This is a genomic window from Rhodococcus sp. JS3073 (assembly GCF_026810085.1).
Lineage (GTDB): Bacteria > Actinomycetota > Actinomycetes > Mycobacteriales > Mycobacteriaceae > Rhodococcus_F > Rhodococcus_F wratislaviensis.
In genome coordinates this window covers 3,260,610-3,275,971 of the sequence record NZ_CP113951.1, presented here as the reverse complement: position 1 = coordinate 3,275,971, position 15,362 = coordinate 3,260,610, and the positions used below count along the sequence as shown (strand labels likewise).

Below are 15,362 nucleotides of genomic sequence, written 5' to 3'. Positions count from 1 at the left end.
TGCTCCGGTCGTGGTGGAACTAGTGACAGGGAACTCCCAGGAGATGGCGGCCGTCGTGCATCAATTCGTGCAGGTACATGCCACTTCGGGAGATCGCACCCTGGTCGAATCCGACCAGGTAGAGGGTGAGCAGAGCGAGCAGGACGACTCCGACGGCGATCAACACGATTCCGAGTGACTCGACGGACTTGCTCGGTGACGAGACGTAAACCATGGCTACTCCTGGAGCAGTTCGGGTTCCACGATCATCGAGTCGCCGATTGTCCGGGCATCGCAACGAGCGCCCCTCACTCAGCGGCACGATCGATACGACGTTACTCCCGCCGTGTCGATCCCCTCACCGTACCGTTCGGTCGAATCCGGCGTGCGGAAATGCAGCACGGCGAACCAAGACAAACATCGTGACGAACCCGGCGGAACAGAATGCGCCGGCGATTCGTTTTACCGAACTGTGACGACACAGCAGAACACCGACGGCGACATCGAGATCGAGATCTGGTCCGACGTCGCCTGCCCCTGGTGCTACATCGGCAAGCACCGTTTCCTGGCCGCCCTCGCGGAGTTCGAGGGGCGCGACCGGGTGAACGTGGTGTGGCGGTCGTATCAGCTGTCGCCGGAGACGCCGGTCGGGGAACGGCGCAGCGAGCTCGACGCCCTGGTGGAGAGCAAGGGCATGCCTGCCGAGCAGGTCCGTCAGATGTTCGGTCACGTTGCGCGCACGGCGGCCGACGAGGGGCTGCGTCTCGACTTCGACACCGTGATCGCCGCCAACACGTTCGACGCCCACCGGTTGATCCAACTGGCGGGCGACAAACGAGATGCCGTGGTGGAAGCGCTGTTCCGCGCCCACTTCGGCGACGACGCCGTGATCGACGACCGAGAGGTGCTCGTCGACATCGCGGCGCGGGCCGGGCTCGACGCCGACACCGTGCGCGCCGAACTCGAGTCCGATGCCGGCGCGGACGCGGTCCGCGCCGACCTCGACACCGCCCGTCGACTGCAGGTGTCGGCGGTGCCGTTCTTCGTCGCCAACCGCCGCGTCGCCGTGTCCGGCGCCCAGCCGAAGGACGTGTTCCTGCAGCTTCTGACGCAGGCGAGCACGGCGGCGGTGAACTAGCGGCGCGTGAAGTACCGGTTGGCGTCGGGCCGGAACATGAGTGCCACCGCCGCGATCACCGCCACGAGGTGGGTGAGCCGGGCGGTCGCGATCACCGCGACGTCGAGCGTCAGACCGGAGACGGCAGACATCGGGTCGTTGCCTGCCGATACCCACGCGATGGGTTCCATCACGAGTGATGCGACGCCGAACACGCCGAGACCGATCGCGAGGGTGTTCCGCGCCCACGCCCCGCCACTGCGGAATCGGGTCATGACGAACAGCACCGCGCCGTAGACGACGACGCGGACGATGAGTTGTCCGGCGAGGCTGCCGACGTCGGCGCCCGGGCCCTCCAGCGCCGTCGACGTGTGCGCGATGGCCTCGACCATGCCGGCGAACAGGGCAAGTCCGAGCAGCCAGTGCGCGCGCTCGACCGTCTGCGGGATCGAGGGTGCAGTGCGAGTGGTCATGTCCCCATGCTGGTATCGGTGACGTCGCGGCACATCACCCCTGAGAGTGGAGTCCACCCCTACCCGGGTATCGGTGCGACGCGCTTGCCATCACCCCGCACGAGGGGCACATTGAAATGCACGTCGTCGGCAGGGAGGCACTGTGCGCGAGCAGACACGATCCGGAGATGCATGGCCGGCGTTGAAGGTGGGCGACTGGACGGCGACGCGGGACACCGTGCACATGTGGACGCAGATCGTCGGGAAGATCCGCTTGGCCCACGCACCGTTGATCAACCACTGGTGGCAGGTCCCGCTGTACGTGAGCCCCCGCGGTCTCACGACGTCGACGATCCCGTACGGTACCGACTGTTTCGACATCGAATTCGACTTCGCCGAGCATCAACTGGTGATCCGCACGAGCACGGGCGGCACCGGGACGGTTGCCCTCGAACCGAAGTCGGTGGCCGATTTCTATGCGGAGACGATGGACACGCTGGCCGAATTGGGTGTGGTGACGACCATTCTGGCCCGGCCCAACGAGGTGGACCCCGCCGTCCCGTTCGCGGAGGACACCCAGCACTGTTCGTACGACGGTCAGGCGGTGCACCAGTTCTGGCGGCAGCTCGTGCAGGCGGACCGCGTCCTGCACGAGTTCCGTTCCCATTTCATCGGGAAGGTCAGTCCCGTGCACTTCTTCTGGGGTGCGCTCGACCTGGCCTGTACGCGGTTCTCCGGGCGAACCGCACCGACTCACCCTGGGGGAGCACCGAACTGCGGAGACTGGGTGATGGTCGAGGGCTACTCGCACGAGCTGAGCAGCTGCGGTTTCTGGCCCGGTGGTGGCGTCGAAGGTGCGTTCTACGCGTACGCCTACCCGGAACCCGATGGCTTCGCCGACTACCCGGTCGGGCCCGACGGAGCTTTCTACAGCAAGGAGAACGGGCAGTTCCTGCTGCCGTACGAAACCGTCCGCACCGCGGACGATCCCGATGCCGCACTGCTGAAGTTCCTGCACAGCACATACGACGCGGCCGCCGAGCGGGGTGGCTGGGACCGGGCCGCCCTGGAGGCGGACCCGGCCCGATGGGACAAATCCCGCTGACGCCCTGTGGGTCAGGCGGCGTTCGCCGGCGCGGGCGTCGTAGCCCGGGTGGCGCGCTCCGTGAGGAACGCGAACGCCAGTCCGAGAACCAGCCACAACGTGGCCTGAGTCGCGAGGGACGACAGGCGGAACTGCCACAGCAGCACTGCGGGGAAGTCGTCGCCCACTTCGTTGACGGTGGGCAGTACGAGGTAGCCGACGGTCACCACCACGAGGAAGGCGAGAACCGGTGCCGCGATCCGCACCGACAGGAACTCCTGAGCTGCGACGGCCTTCGCCGCGAAGACGGAGGCCACCACCGCGAGCAAGCCCAGCACGACTGCGGCGAGCCACAGCCAGGTTCGCTGGGTGATCGTTTCGGGGTCTCCGACAGCGGGCGGGTTGGCGGGGTACTTGAAGAACGGCACCGCCTCGATTGCCAACCAGCCCAATGTGGCCAGTGTCAGCCCGAGCAACGGTCCCGACAGCGTCGTCACCCGACGCGCGTAATTCGCGACGACGGCGAAGATTGCTCCCAGTGCCAGGCCCGCGAGGGACGTGGCGAGGAACAGTCCGAAACGCTGTCCGTCACGGCTGACCAGTGCCTCTTCCTCGTCGTGCGAGTGCCCGGCCGGCTCCTCTGCCTGCGTGGCGTCGTGCGAGTGGACGTCGGCTTCGGCGGCGCTGTTCGACTCTTCGATGGCGATGGCCGCATCGATGTGCGACTCACCGAGGACGAAGGCGACGCCACCGGCCAGGATGCCTGCGATCAGACCGGCCAGCAGGCCGCGGATGAGGAGTTTTGCGAAGGAATCGGTCAGTGGCATGGCAGACCCAGGAGGTGGCGGCCGTCGTGCATCAATTCATGCATGTACATGCCACTGCGCGAAATCGCGCCCTGGTCGAATCCCACGAGATAGAGAGCGAGCATCGCGAACAGAACGATCGCGAAAGAGATGACGGCGAGACGGGTCGTATCGACCGACGAGCCGGGTGCGTAGGCGAGTGCCATAGTTCCTCCTGGGATTTCGCGTCCCCTAGGTCCAGGCGATGGCCGCAGTATCTGGCTGTCGGGTGGCTCCCGTGAAGGACTACTCCGATTTACAGTGGCGCGACCGCTCCGGGATTGCACCGGATTCCTGCCGAACCATCGCTTTGTCCTGCGAACTTTTGCACCCGGCGGGCCGTCGTGTCAATCTTCCCGCTCGGCCCCGTCTCTCAGCTCTTGTTCGCTGCCGCGACGTCGAGAACGACCTCGAACTCGAGCAGCGAAGCTCCGGACGCAACCGGCTTCTTCTGCTCACCCGCGTGTGCTTCCCGGGCCGGACCGTCGCGCCACGCCGCGAATGCCTCTTCGCTCTCCCACTGGGTGACGACGAAGTAGCGGTTCTCGCCCTTGACGGGGCGCAGAAGCTGGAATCCGAGGAAGCCGGGGGAGTTCTCCACGGCGTGCGCGCGCGCTGCGAAGCGCTTCTCGAGTTCGGGGCCCGCGCCCTCGGGGATTTCGATTGCGTTGATCTTCACCACTGCCATGCGGGCGAGATTACTCCGCTAGCGTCGGAGGGGTGGCGGGTGAGAGTGCGTTGCACGACGAGGGTGGGGCGGGACAGCCGATTCTGCTGTTGCACGGGCTGATGGGCAGCGCCCGGACGTGGGGGCGGCACGTGTCGTGGCTGCGCGAGCACGGCCACGTCTTCACGTTCGACGCCGCAGGTCACGGCAGGCCCGCACCCGCGCAGCTGACGACGGAAGCGTTCGTGGAAGACCTCGTCGCAGCACTCGCACCCTTCGCCGAACCGTGGGTGGTGATCGGTCACTCGATGGGCGCCCTGCACGCGTGGTGCCTGGCCGCCGAACACCCCGAGAAGGTGTCGGCGCTCGTCCTCGAAGACATGGCCCCCGACTTCCGTGGCCGGACCGCCGCGGACTGGGCGGCGATGATCTCGAACTGGCCGCAGCCGTTCACGACGCGGGAAGACCTCTTCGAGTTCTTCGGTCCGGTTGCCGGACAGTACTTCCTGGATTCGTTCGAGAAGCGCGCCGACGGCTGGTACCTGCACGGCGACGTCGACACGTTCCGCGACATCTCCGAGGAGTGGGGCGGCAGGCACTTCTGGGACCAGTGGGCGTCGATCACGGTGCCGGCCCTGCTGATCGAGGGGGAGTTCACGATCACCCCCGACGGTCAGATGCGGACCATGGCGGAGCGGCATCCCGGCGCCGAGTACGTCCGCATCGAGCAGGCCGGTCACCTCGTCCACGACGACCAGCCGGAGCAGTACCGGAAAGTGGTCGAGGCATTCCTCGACGGGCTCGGCTGACCCGCCCGGGGGCTAGCTTCCCTCGCCCGCGAGGGCGAAGAGCCCGTTCTCGGTCTGCTCGACGAGTCCGTCGATCAGCAGGGAATGGAGGGCGCGGTCGCGTTGGCCCGGATCGCCCGGCCACACCTGGTCGAGCCGGACGCGTTCGACGGGGGCGGAGCTCTCACGGAGTACGGCCATGAGCTTGCCGCGCACCTGACGGTCGGTGCCTGCGAACTTCTGGACCTTCCGGCGCTCGCCGGTGTGCGCGGGACGTCCGGCATCCACCCAGGCGCAGCTCGGCAGCGGGCAGCGAGCGCATTCGGGCGAGCGGGCGGTGCACACGGTGGCCCCGAGTTCCATCAGGGCCGCGGAGAACGTGGCGGCCCGCGCGCGGGTTCTGGGCAGCAGCGCGGACACGTCGGCGAGGTCACGCGTGGTCGACGGATTTCCCGGCTCGGCGCTTCCGTGCACGGCCCTGGCGACCACCCGCCGGACGTTCGTGTCGACGACGGGGACCCGCTGTCCGTAGGCGAAGCAGGCGACGGCCCGCGCGGTGTAGGCACCGATACCGGGCAGGCCGAGGAGAGTGTCGACGTCGCTCGGAACCACGTCGCCGTGCTCGGCGGCCAGTACTCCGGCGCACTCGTGGAGCCTCAGCGCGCGGCGCGGGTAGCCCAGCTTGCCCCACGCGCGCAGTACGTCGGCCTGACTCGACGCGGCCATGCGGGACGGGACGGGCCAGCGCTGCACCCATTCCTCCCAGATCGGGGCCACCCGGACGACGGGCGTCTGCTGCAGCATGATCTCGCTCATCAGGATGTGCCAGGCGGTGACGCCGTCGCGGCGCCACGGCAGATCCCGGGCCTGTACGTCGTACCAGTTGATCAGCGCGGAGGAGTCAACGGCCACTTCGTCCTCACAAGTCCCTTCGTTCACGGGGGAAACAGATTTTCTGCGGTCGTCACATTCCCGTCGCGACGGTGCGACATGCCCGGTGCACAATGATCCCATGCCTAATTCCAACCCCGTGTCCGCGTGGAAAGCCCTGCGTCAGGGTAACGACAGATTCGTGAGCGGTACCTCGCTCCATCCCAGCCAGGGCATCGCCGATCGCGCGAAGCTCGTCGGCGGCCAGCACCCCACGGCCGTCCTGTTCGGATGCGGAGACTCCCGCGTCGCCGCCGAAATCATCTTCGACCAGGGTCTGGGCGACATGTTCGTCGTCCGCACCGCCGGTCACGTGATCGACGACGCCGTGCTCGGGTCCATCGAGTACGCCGTCGGCGTGCTGAACGTTCCGCTCATCGTCGTGCTCGGACACGACAGCTGCGGTGCCGTCAAGGCGACGCTCGACGCGCTCGACGACGGCAACGTGCCGCCCGGATTCATCCGCAGCATCGTGGAACGGGTCGCGCCGTCGATCCTCATGGGACGCCGCGAGGGCCTCAGTACCGTCGACGAACTCGAGGGCCGCCACGTGGTGGAGACCGGGGCCCTGCTCATGCAGCGGTCGCGCATCATCGCGGAGAAGGTGGAGAGCGGCGCGTGCGCCATCGCGGGTGTCACGTACAAGCTGTCCGACGGCCGCACCCACCTGCAGGGCGCTGTCGGCGACATCGGTGAGCTCACGGACTGACCGCGACACGCCGCACCCGCTGAGCCGTTGCCGCGCGACGCCGAACTACCGTTGACGTCGTGCTGGAACCGAATGGACCGTTGCCCCCCGAGATTTACTGGCGCCGCAGGGCGCTGGCGATCGGCGGCGCCATCGTCGTGTTGCTGCTCGTCGTGTGGTTGATCAACTCGCTTCGTGGTGGCGGTGACTCCGAGACGGATCCGGCGGCAGCGAGTTCCTCGTTGACCACTCCTGTGTCGATTTCCCCGACAGCCTCGGGTTCGTCCACGTCCAGCGGCAGTTCGGGCGGTGGCGGCGGCGGTGGCGCCGCTGCCGCCGGCGGCGAGGCCTCCTCGGGCACGTCCGGCTCGTCCGGCGCGTCGAGCAGCGGTGCCTCGAGCAGCGCGGCTCCCAGCGGCCAGCCGGTCGCCGCGGGACAGTGCCCGGACCAGTCGCTGGCCATCAAGGTGGCCGCCGACAAGCCGACGTACCTGGCGGGTGAGGAGCCGAGCTTCACGACGGTCGTCACCAACATCGGCACCACACCGTGCGAACGCGATCTGGGCAGCAGCCTCCAGCAGGTGCTCGTCTACACGATCGACGGTGCCGTGCGGCTGTGGTCCAACATCGACTGCTTCCCGCAGTCCGCGGCCGACGTGCGCACCCTCGCGCCCGGCGAGCAGGCTCAGTTCACCGTGAAATGGTCGGCCAAGACCTCCGCCCCCGACTGCCTGACGCAACCGGAACCCCAGCGTGATCCGGTGGGGCCCGGCGCGTACACGGTGGTCGGTCAGCTGGGTCAGCTCCGCAGCGCGCCGGAGCCGTTCAACCTCAGCTGATCCTCGGTGCGGGATCGATGCGCGAGCGTCGATCGAATTCCTTGTCGAGGTCGGTGTGCTCGGGGTCGGCGAGCAGCGCCGCGAGAAGGATGCGGGCCTGACCTGCTCTGAGGTCGGTGGAGAACAGTGCGCCCGCCGAGACGAGGTCGTGCCCGCCGCCCCCACCGCCGTACGTGGCGGAGGTCGGGCCCTGCGGCACCCGGGTGGTGACCACGACCGGGATCCCGGCGGACGCGCAGTCCCGGACCGCCTCGACGATCGCCGGGTTCGCGTTCCCGGATCCGAGGCCGTCGAGCACCAGCCCCTGGGCGCCGGCAGCCCGGCACGCGTCGATCTGGACGCGGTCGGCCCCCGGGTAGGCGGCGACGATGTCGACACGGGTTCCGGAGATGGGATGCCACGGCAGCGGTTCGAGACTTCGCCGCGAGTGGTCACCGGCGGGGTGGACGGATCGGAACGCGTCGAGTGACATCGTGTCGACCTTCCGCGTTCCCGACGCCCGGTGCAGGGCGCCTCCGAACGCGATGAGGACACCCGCTCCGCGCAGAGCGGGGTCCGATCCCGCGGCGACCGCGTCGGCCAGATTGGCCTGGGCATCGGAGTACGGGTGGTCGAAGGTGCGTTGCGCACCCGTGAACACCACCGGCCGGGGGTCGGCGTGGTGGAGGTCGACCAGGAATGCGGTCTCCTCCATGGTGTCGGTTCCGTGGAGCACGACCACCGCGTCGAGTTCGGGGTCGCGCAGTTCCGCGGTGACGGCGTCGCGGACCCGGTCCATATCGGCGAACGTCATGCTCGAACTGTCCTTCGACATCACGTCGACGACACGGAGTTCCGTCCCGGTCCACGCACTGCCCAGCAGGTCCGGGCCTGCGACCACCGGTCTGCTGACACCCTGCCCGTCCCGCCTGCTGGCGATCGTCCCTCCGGTGGTGACGACGGCGACTTTCGGCACAGTTGTCCTTTCGCTAAACGGTCGGGCGGTCCGAGGCCAGGGTGCGGATGCGGTTCCGCGCGCCGAACCAGCCGATGACCAACAGTGGGGCGATGATCGCGATGGACCCGACGGTCCAGGTTCCGACGGGGTGATCGAACGCCATCAGTATGACGACGCACCCGAGGAAGACCAGGGTCAGGAGCCCGGTGTAGGGGGCGCCGAACATCCGGAAACCGGGCCGGGCGAGCTTCCCCTCCTTGGCGAATTTCCACAGTTTCAGCTGGCACAGCACGATCACGGCCCAGGCGCTGATGATCCCGAGCGCGGCGAGGTTGAGGACGATCTCGAACGCCTGCGCGGGAACGACGGCGTTGAGTCCGACGCCGAGCAGGATGACGACACCGGTGAGGGCGATGCCGCCGTACGGCACTCCGGCCTTGTTCATCCGGGCGGCGAACGACGGCGCCGATCCGGCCATGGCCATGGAGTGCAGTATTCGGCCGGTGGAATACAGGCCCGCGTTGAGTGAGGACAGCGCGGCCGTGAGCACCACGAGGTTCATGATCGCGTCGGCGCCCTGCACGTTGATGGAGCCGAAGAACGTGACGAACGGGCTCTCGCCGGCGTGGTACTCGGTGTAGGGGAGCAGCAGCGACAGCAGCAGGACGGACCCGACGTAGAAGACGAGGATCCGGATGATGACCGTGTTGATCGCCTTGGGGATGACCTTCTGTGGGTTCTTCGTCTCGCCCGCAGTGGTTCCCACGAGTTCGATCGAGGCGTAGGCGAAGACGACGCCCTGGATCACCACGACGGCGGGCAGGATTCCGTTGGGGAAGAGTCCGCCGTTGTCGGTGATCATGCTGAAGCCCGACGAATGTCCTTCGATCGGTGTTCCGAACAGCACGAAGTAGATTCCGAAGCCGAGGAACGCGGCGAGGGCGACGACCTTGATGAGGGCGAACCAGAACTCTAGTTCACCGAACACCTTGACGGAGACGAGATTCAGCCCGAGGACCAGAACGACCGCGGCCAGGGCGAAGACCCATTGGTCGACGTTCCCGAGCGGTGCCCAGTACTTCTTGAAGAAGTTCATGTACAGCGCGACGGCGGTGACGTCGACGACGGCCGTCATCGCCCAGTTCATCCAGTACAGCCAGCCCGCGGCGAACGCCATCTTCTCGCCGAAGAATTCGCGCGAGTACGACACGAACGACCCGGAGGTGGGTCGGTGCATCACGAGTTCACCCAGTGCCCGCAGGATCAGGAAGGCGAAGAACCCGCAGAGGGCGTAGACGAGGACGAGTGCGGGACCGGCCTGCTGGAGGCGTCCGCCCGCACCCATGAACAGGCCGGTGCCGATCGCTCCGCCGATCGCGATCATCTGGATCTGTCTCGGGCCGAGCGCTTTCCGGTAGCCGAGGTCTTCCTCGACGAAGATGTCTGCGCCGGAGGTCTCGTCCTTCTCGATCGTCACGAGACGACCTCCGCGGCAGCGGCGACGGGTGTCGGCCGTGGCGAACCGGACGCTCTCAGGTTGGCGAGATGCTCGGGGCTGAGGAGGCGGTCGAGTTCTTCACGGTCGAGCAGACCCGCCTCGATCACGAGGTCGGCGACCCTGCGGCCGGAGACCAGCGCTTCCTGCGCGATCCGGGTCGAGGCGGTGTAGCCGATGTACGGGTTGAGCGCGGTGACGAGTCCGATGGAGTCCTCGACCCGGGCACGCAGCAGATCGGTGTTGGCCGTGATGCCGAGTACGCAGCGGTCGGCCAGGATCCGGCAGGCGGCGCCGAGGTGGCGCATCCCCTCCGAGAGGGAGTGCACGATGATCGGTTCGAATGCGTTGAGCTGGAGCTGGCCGGATTCGGCGGCCATCGTGATGGTGACGTCGTTGCCGATGACCTCGTAGGCCACCTGGTTGAGGACTTCCGGGATCACCGGATTGACCTTGCCGGGCATGATCGACGAACCGGCTTGTACCGGTGGAAGATTGATCTCGTTCAGGCCCGCGCGCGGCCCCGACGACAGCAGGCGGAGGTCGTTGCACACCTTCGACAACTTGACCGCGATCCGCTTGAGCACGCCCGAGAGGTGGACGAACTGTCCGACGTCCTGGGTCGCCTCGACCAGGTCCGTGGCCAGGACGAGGGGAAGTCCGGTGAGTTCCCGCAGCGTGTCGCAGGCTGCCTCGGCGTAGCCGACGGGTGCGTTCAGGCCTGTGCCGATCGCGGTGGCGCCGAGGTTGATCTCGTGGACGAGGAGAGCGGCCTCGTCGAGACGGGTGCGGTCCTCGTCGATCATCACCGCGTACGTGGCGAACTCCTGGCCGAGAGTCATCGGTACCGCGTCCTGGAGTTGGGTGCGCCCCATCTTCACGGTGTCGGCGAACTCGACGGCCTTGGTCGAGAAGGCCTCCTGCAGGACGCGCATCGCGTCCAGCAGGTCGTCGATCGCGAAGATCGTCGCGATGTTGACCGCGGTGGGGTAGACGTCGTTGGTCGACTGGCTGAGGTTCACGTGCTCGTTGGGATGGAGTTCCGCGTACTCCCCGCGCGCGTGGCCGAGGATCTCGAGTGCCCGGTTGGCGATCACCTCGTTGGCGTTCATGTTGGTCGACGTTCCGGCGCCGCCCTGGATGACGTCGACGACGAACTGCTCGTGCCAGCGGCCGTCGACGATCTCCCGGCACGCCTGCCGGATTGCGTCGGCTCGGCGGTGGTCGAGGATCCCGAGTTTCTCGTTGGCGCTCGCCGCGGCCCATTTGACGTAGGCGAGCCCGCGAATCAGGTAGGGGTTCGTGGAGATCGGCCGGCCGGTGATGGGGAAGTTCTCGACGGCCCGCAGCGTGTGGATTCCCCAGTAGGAATCCGCAGGCACTTGGCGGTCGCCGAGCAGATCGTGTTCTGTTCGCGTTTCGAGCACTTGATCATTCCTCACGGGGATTCGCGCGAGCCGTTGCTCTGCACGGATGCGGTGGATGGAGTCTGCTGCTCGATGAGGGTAGATTTCTCGGTCGAGCCACCCGGCTATCCACCTGCCAGGCTGTCAGACAGGTGCAATTGTTACCGCGCTCACTCGCGGGCGTCAACCCCGGCGGCGTCTCGTATTGACGTTGCGGCCGGGGCATGAGAAGAATGTCCTCATGAACCTGTCGGACAGCTGGGCAGCCAGGCGTCCTGCCACGGCGCGGGTCAGCGCCGCGGAGGCGGTCCTGGCGGATCTTCGTGACGCGATCACGTCCGGTGAGCTATCGGTCGGTGAACGACTCCCGTCCGAAGCGTCCCTCGCTGCGCGGCACGGGGTCAGCCGGTCGGTGATCCGGGAGGCCCTGCGGTCCTGTCATGCGCTCGGACTCACGGAGACGAAGTCGGGCCTCGGGACGTTCGTCGTCAGCGATTCGATAGCCCGCGACCTCGACTTCGGGAACTACGCGGCCAACGAACTCGTCGAGGCGCGCCCGCACGTGGAGATTCCCGCCGCCGGATGGGCGGCGCAGCGGCACACCGGCGAGGACCTGGCCGCCCTGCGCGGACTGGTGGACCAGATGCGGGACGAGGACGATCCCCTCGTGTGGGTGTCGCTGGACGCGCAGTTCCACGCGTTCATCGCCCGGACGAGCCGGAACCGTGTGTTCGAATCGGTGATCGTCGATATCCGCGAGGCACTCACCCGGCAGTCCGAAACGCTGAATCTCGTTGCGGGGCGTCAGCAGAAGTCGAACGACGAGCACGACCGGATCGTGGAAGGCATCGCGTCCGGAAGTTACGACAAGGCCGCCCGCGCGATGGCCGAACACCTGGACGCGGTCCGGGTCGCACTGGAATCCGTGGTGGGAGAACCCGGCCCGGAGCCCCGACAGTAGGGACGAGAACAGGCCCTAGTCGTACGGGCCCGAGATCGACGTCTCGGCGAGCCGGGACAGGCCCTCGCGAATGTGCCGGGCCCAAAGCCCGCCGATCCCCTCCACCGACTGCAGGTCGGCGGCCGTCGCGGCCAGCAGTGACTGCAGCGTCCCGAACGAGCCGACGAGCCGGTGAATCTGGTTGAACTGCAGGCGGGGAACGCGGGTGAGGACGCGGTAGCCGCGAGGACTCATCGGCGCCTCGAGCGCTTCGATGGTGCCCGGGTAGCCGAACGCCCGGGCCAACGTCGTGAGGTCGAGAAGATCTGCGTCCGTGATCCTGTCGAGCGCGGAGAGCGACTTCTCGACGTCGTCGGCGGGCGCCGGGCCGGTGCCCGCCAGGTAGTCGCGCACGATGAGTTCCCTCGCCACGTCGTTGTCGCCGACGAGTTCCTCCAGTTGCAGTGCGAGCTGTCGTCCGTCCGTGCCGAGCTCGAGCACGTCCTGCTCGATCTCGACGGACACGCGCCGCACCATCTCCAGGCGCTGCACCACGGTCAGGGCGTCGCGGAGCGTGACGAAATCCTCGATCTCGACCACCGACAGCTGGCGGGTCACCTCGTCGAGCCGCGCCTTGTACCGCTCGAGGGTGGCCACCGCCTGATTGGCGCGGGACAGGATCGTGGCGGAACCGTCGATGACGTGCCGGATGCCGCCGACGTACACGCTGACGATGCTCATCGACTGGCTGACCGACACCACGGGGTACCCGGTCTGCATGGCCGTCCGCTCGGCGGCGCGGTGACGCGTGCCGGACTCGACGGTCGGGATCTTGTGGTCGGGGACCAACTGGACGTTGGCGCGCACGATGCGGGACCCGTCGGTGGACAGGACCACGGCGCCGTCCATCTTCGACAGCTCACGCAGGCGGGTCGGGGCGAACTCCACGTCGAGCTCGAAGCCGCCGTCGCAGATCTCTTCCATCTGCTCGTCGTAGCCGAGGACGATCAGTGCGCCCGTGCGACCGCGCAGAATGCGCTCCAGGCCGTCGCGAAGTGCCGTTCCGGGAGCCAGCCGGGCAATCGTTTCCCGCAGCGCAGACGACGACTCGGCATCGTTCATCGCGCAATACTCCCGCTGAGGTAGACGTCACTTGTCGGGGACCGCCGCGGAAACACGTCCGGACCCGCGTTTAGATTACCTATCCATGAGTAGTACCTGGACTTTGCCCGACGACCTGACCCTGCCCGAACCGGTCGGCAGCTTTCCCGCCGCAGGTCAGCCCGTGCCGCAGCACTGGTCACGGTGCTTCGGGTGCGGCGACCAGTCGCCTGCCGGGATGTCGATGAGCTTCACTGCCGGGGAGGGGCTCGACGTGTGGGGACGGCTCGAGGTGGCCCCCCGCTACCAGGGCGGTCCGGGAGTGATCCACGGCGGCATCCTCTCGACCGCGTTCGACGAGGCGCTGGGCATGGTGTGCCGATCGATCGTCGACGGTCCGGTGGTCACGGGTCATCTGGAGATCGATTTCGCCAGGCCCATCCCGCTGGGTTCCGTCCTCGAATTCCATGCACGCATCGACGGATCGATCCGCCGCAAGGTGTATGCGAGCGCCGAGGCGCGCATCGTCGAGGGGCCGACGGCCGATCCCGACGTGGTGGTGGCGACGTCGCGGGGACTGTTCCTCACCGTCACCGCCGAGCACTTCGAGAAGACCAAGGACTTCGTGGACGGTGTGCCGGAGCGCCCGTTCGGCACGTCGTCGATCTGAGCGTCACCGCAGTGACGCGATGGCCGCCCCCAGGTTCCCGACCTCGGTGACCTTCATGCCCTTCGGGGCCGCCCCGGAGTCGAGGGGAACGATGGCGCGGGTGAATCCGAGGCGGTATGCCTCCGCGAGCCTGCGCCCGACGCCGGGTACCCGGCGGACCTCGCCGGCCAGTCCCACTTCGCCGAGGATCACCAGTCCGTCCGGAACGGGCTTGTCCTTCACCGCGGACGCGACGGCGAGGGCCAGCGCGAGATCGGCGGACGGCTCGGTCATCCGCATTCCGCCGACGGTGGCCGCGTAGACGTCGTTCTTCGCGATCGGCACCCCGCACCGGCGGTCGAGCACGGCCAGGACCATGGCCACGCGGGCGCTGTCGAGCCCGCTCACGGCGCGCCGGGGTGCGGGCATGGACGTGGCCGCCACGAGGGCCTGCACCTCACCGAGGAGGGGCCGTTTGCCGTCCATCATGACGGTGACGGCGGTTCCGGGAACGGCCTCGGCGCGGTGGTGGAGGAACAGTCCGGACGGGTCGCTGATGCCGGCGATGCCGTCTTCCCGCAGTTCGAAGCAACCGACCTCGTCGGCGGCGCCGAAACGGTTCTTGACGCCGCGCACCATCCGCAGCGTGGAGTGTTTGTCGCCCTCGAAGTGCAGCACCACGTCGACGAGGTGCTCGAGCGACCGCGGTCCGGCGACCGCACCGTCCTTGGTGACGTGGCCGATGAGGAGCACCGGCACGCCGCTGGCCTTCGCGAGGGAGGTGAGGGCGCTGGTGACGGCCTTGACCTGGGTGACTCCGCCGACCACGCCGTCGACGTCCGCGGCCAGCATGGTCTGGACGGAGTCGACGATCAGCAGGGTGGGACGCACCTGCTCCACGTGACCGAGGATGGTCGCGAGGTCGGATTCGGCGGCGAGATAGACCCGCTCGTGGACGGCGCCGGTGCGGTCGGCCCGCAGCCGCACCTGTCCGGCGGATTCCTCACCGGTGACGTAGAGGGAACGGTCGTCCGGGCCGCGGCGGGCCCACTGGTGGACCACCTCGAGGAGCAGCGTCGACTTGCCGACACCGGGTTCGCCTGCCAGGAGAACGACGGAACCGGGTACCACGCCGCCGCCGAGAACACGGTCGAGTTCGTCGATGCCCGTGGGCTTGGCGCGGGTGGACGTGCTGTCGATCCGCGTGATCGGAGTGGCCGGGGTGGACGGAAGTACCGCTCCGGCCCCGGCTTTCGCGAGCGAGGCGCCGGGCCGGCTGGCGACGGACGCGACGATCGGGGCCTCGTCCATCGATCCCCAGCTACCGCACTCGGGGCACCGGCCGACCCATTTGGGGACCGTGCACTGGCACGACGAGCAGCGGAAGCTGGTTTTGAGTTTGGCCACCGGGCCAGCCTAGGTATCGGGTCCGACAGCGGACCCGG

At 67.8% G+C, this 15,362-nt stretch carries 18 protein-coding genes and 1 riboswitch; of the genes, 7 read left to right on the top strand and 11 right to left on the bottom strand.

Annotated features, from left to right (window positions below; genetic code table 11):
• Positions 1–19 precede the first annotated feature (19 nt).
• Entirely contained in the window at positions 20–214 is a 195-nt protein-coding gene (locus OYT95_RS14740; RefSeq protein WP_005244942.1) for a CbtB domain-containing protein, read from the bottom strand.
• A gap of 237 nt (positions 215–451) precedes the next feature.
• Here OYT95_RS14740 and OYT95_RS14735 point away from each other — a divergent pair, with 237 nt between their 5' ends.
• Positions 452–1,117 (top strand): DsbA family oxidoreductase, encoded by a 666-nt coding sequence (locus OYT95_RS14735; protein WP_268791818.1) that lies wholly within the window; start codon positions 452–454, stop codon positions 1,115–1,117.
• Here the strand turns inward: OYT95_RS14735 and OYT95_RS14730 are convergent.
• A complete protein-coding gene (locus OYT95_RS14730) occupies positions 1,114–1,569 on the bottom strand; it encodes a hypothetical protein (RefSeq protein WP_268791817.1) in 456 nt (151 codons plus the stop codon). The genes OYT95_RS14735 and OYT95_RS14730 overlap by 4 nt on opposite strands.
• 142 nt (positions 1,570–1,711) lie before the next feature.
• Between OYT95_RS14730 and OYT95_RS14725 the strand changes: the two genes are divergently transcribed.
• On the top strand, positions 1,712–2,653 hold the full coding sequence (locus tag OYT95_RS14725) for a DUF5996 family protein (protein WP_268791816.1): 942 nt from the start codon (positions 1,712–1,714) through the stop codon (positions 2,651–2,653).
• 11 nt (positions 2,654–2,664) lie between these two features.
• Here the strand turns inward: OYT95_RS14725 and OYT95_RS14720 are convergent, their stop codons facing one another.
• The 3 genes from OYT95_RS14720 to OYT95_RS14710 all read right to left on the bottom strand — a co-directional run bounded on the left by OYT95_RS14720 (position 2,665) and on the right by OYT95_RS14710 (position 4,165).
• Positions 2,665–3,459 (bottom strand): CbtA family protein, encoded by a 795-nt coding sequence (locus OYT95_RS14720; protein ID WP_037242289.1) that lies wholly within the window; start codon positions 3,457–3,459, stop codon positions 2,665–2,667.
• Positions 3,450–3,644, bottom strand: coding sequence for a CbtB domain-containing protein (locus OYT95_RS14715; RefSeq protein ID WP_005244930.1), 195 nt, complete (start codon positions 3,642–3,644; stop codon positions 3,450–3,452). Before OYT95_RS14715 ends, OYT95_RS14720 begins: the two co-directional genes overlap by 10 nt.
• A 23-nt stretch (positions 3,645–3,667) precedes the next feature.
• Positions 3,668–3,799: riboswitch (cobalamin riboswitch) on the bottom strand.
• 51 nt (positions 3,800–3,850) lie between these two features.
• Positions 3,851–4,165 (bottom strand): antibiotic biosynthesis monooxygenase family protein, encoded by a 315-nt coding sequence (locus OYT95_RS14710; protein WP_037242287.1) that lies wholly within the window; start codon positions 4,163–4,165, stop codon positions 3,851–3,853.
• A gap of 32 nt (positions 4,166–4,197) precedes the next feature.
• On the opposite strand from OYT95_RS14710, the gene OYT95_RS14705 reads away from it, so the two are divergent.
• Positions 4,198–4,953, top strand: a complete 756-nt coding sequence (locus OYT95_RS14705) for an alpha/beta fold hydrolase (protein ID WP_128640128.1) — start codon at positions 4,198–4,200, stop codon at positions 4,951–4,953.
• 12 nt (positions 4,954–4,965) lie between these two features.
• Here the strand turns inward: OYT95_RS14705 and OYT95_RS14700 are convergent, their stop codons facing one another.
• Positions 4,966–5,844: an A/G-specific adenine glycosylase gene (locus OYT95_RS14700; protein WP_112302013.1), complete on the bottom strand. Its 879-nt coding sequence runs from the start codon at positions 5,842–5,844 to the stop codon at positions 4,966–4,968.
• Between the two features lie 100 nt (positions 5,845–5,944).
• Here OYT95_RS14700 and OYT95_RS14695 point away from each other — a divergent pair, with 100 nt between their 5' ends.
• Both OYT95_RS14695 and OYT95_RS14690 read left to right on the top strand, forming a co-directional pair.
• A complete protein-coding gene (locus OYT95_RS14695; protein ID WP_005244926.1) occupies positions 5,945–6,571 on the top strand; it encodes a carbonic anhydrase in 627 nt (208 codons plus the stop codon).
• Positions 6,572–6,630: 59 nt separating this feature from the next.
• Complete coding sequence (locus tag OYT95_RS14690; RefSeq protein WP_037242279.1) at positions 6,631–7,389, top strand: hypothetical protein; 759 nt, start codon at positions 6,631–6,633, stop codon at positions 7,387–7,389.
• On the opposite strand, the gene OYT95_RS14685 is transcribed toward OYT95_RS14690, so the two are convergent.
• From OYT95_RS14685 to OYT95_RS14675, 3 genes are read right to left on the bottom strand one after another with little or no spacing between them, the layout of a single operon-like run.
• On the bottom strand, positions 7,382–8,344 hold the full coding sequence (locus tag OYT95_RS14685) for an asparaginase (protein ID WP_268791815.1): 963 nt from the start codon (positions 8,342–8,344) through the stop codon (positions 7,382–7,384). The genes OYT95_RS14690 and OYT95_RS14685 overlap by 8 nt on opposite strands.
• A gap of 13 nt (positions 8,345–8,357) precedes the next feature.
• Entirely contained in the window at positions 8,358–9,803 is a 1,446-nt protein-coding gene (locus tag OYT95_RS14680; RefSeq protein ID WP_268791814.1) for an amino acid permease, read from the bottom strand.
• Positions 9,800–11,248, bottom strand: coding sequence for an aspartate ammonia-lyase (locus OYT95_RS14675; protein WP_112302011.1), 1,449 nt, complete (start codon positions 11,246–11,248; stop codon positions 9,800–9,802). The genes OYT95_RS14680 and OYT95_RS14675 overlap by 4 nt, the downstream gene beginning before the upstream one ends.
• A gap of 220 nt (positions 11,249–11,468) precedes the next feature.
• Between OYT95_RS14675 and OYT95_RS14670 the strand changes: the two genes are divergently transcribed.
• Entirely contained in the window at positions 11,469–12,188 is a 720-nt protein-coding gene (locus OYT95_RS14670; RefSeq protein WP_112302010.1) for a FadR/GntR family transcriptional regulator, read from the top strand.
• Between the two features lie 15 nt (positions 12,189–12,203).
• Here OYT95_RS14670 and disA read toward each other — a convergent pair whose 3' ends face one another.
• A complete protein-coding gene (disA, locus tag OYT95_RS14665; RefSeq protein ID WP_005244912.1) occupies positions 12,204–13,289 on the bottom strand; it encodes a DNA integrity scanning diadenylate cyclase DisA in 1,086 nt (361 codons plus the stop codon).
• Between the two features lie 85 nt (positions 13,290–13,374).
• Here disA and OYT95_RS14660 point away from each other — a divergent pair, with 85 nt between their 5' ends.
• Complete coding sequence (locus OYT95_RS14660; protein WP_037242265.1) at positions 13,375–13,938, top strand: PaaI family thioesterase; 564 nt, start codon at positions 13,375–13,377, stop codon at positions 13,936–13,938.
• 3 nt (positions 13,939–13,941) lie between these two features.
• Here the strand turns inward: OYT95_RS14660 and radA are convergent, their stop codons facing one another.
• Entirely contained in the window at positions 13,942–15,324 is a 1,383-nt protein-coding gene (gene radA, locus OYT95_RS14655; protein ID WP_037206067.1) for a DNA repair protein RadA, read from the bottom strand.
• Between the last annotated feature and the right edge of the window lie 38 nt (positions 15,325–15,362).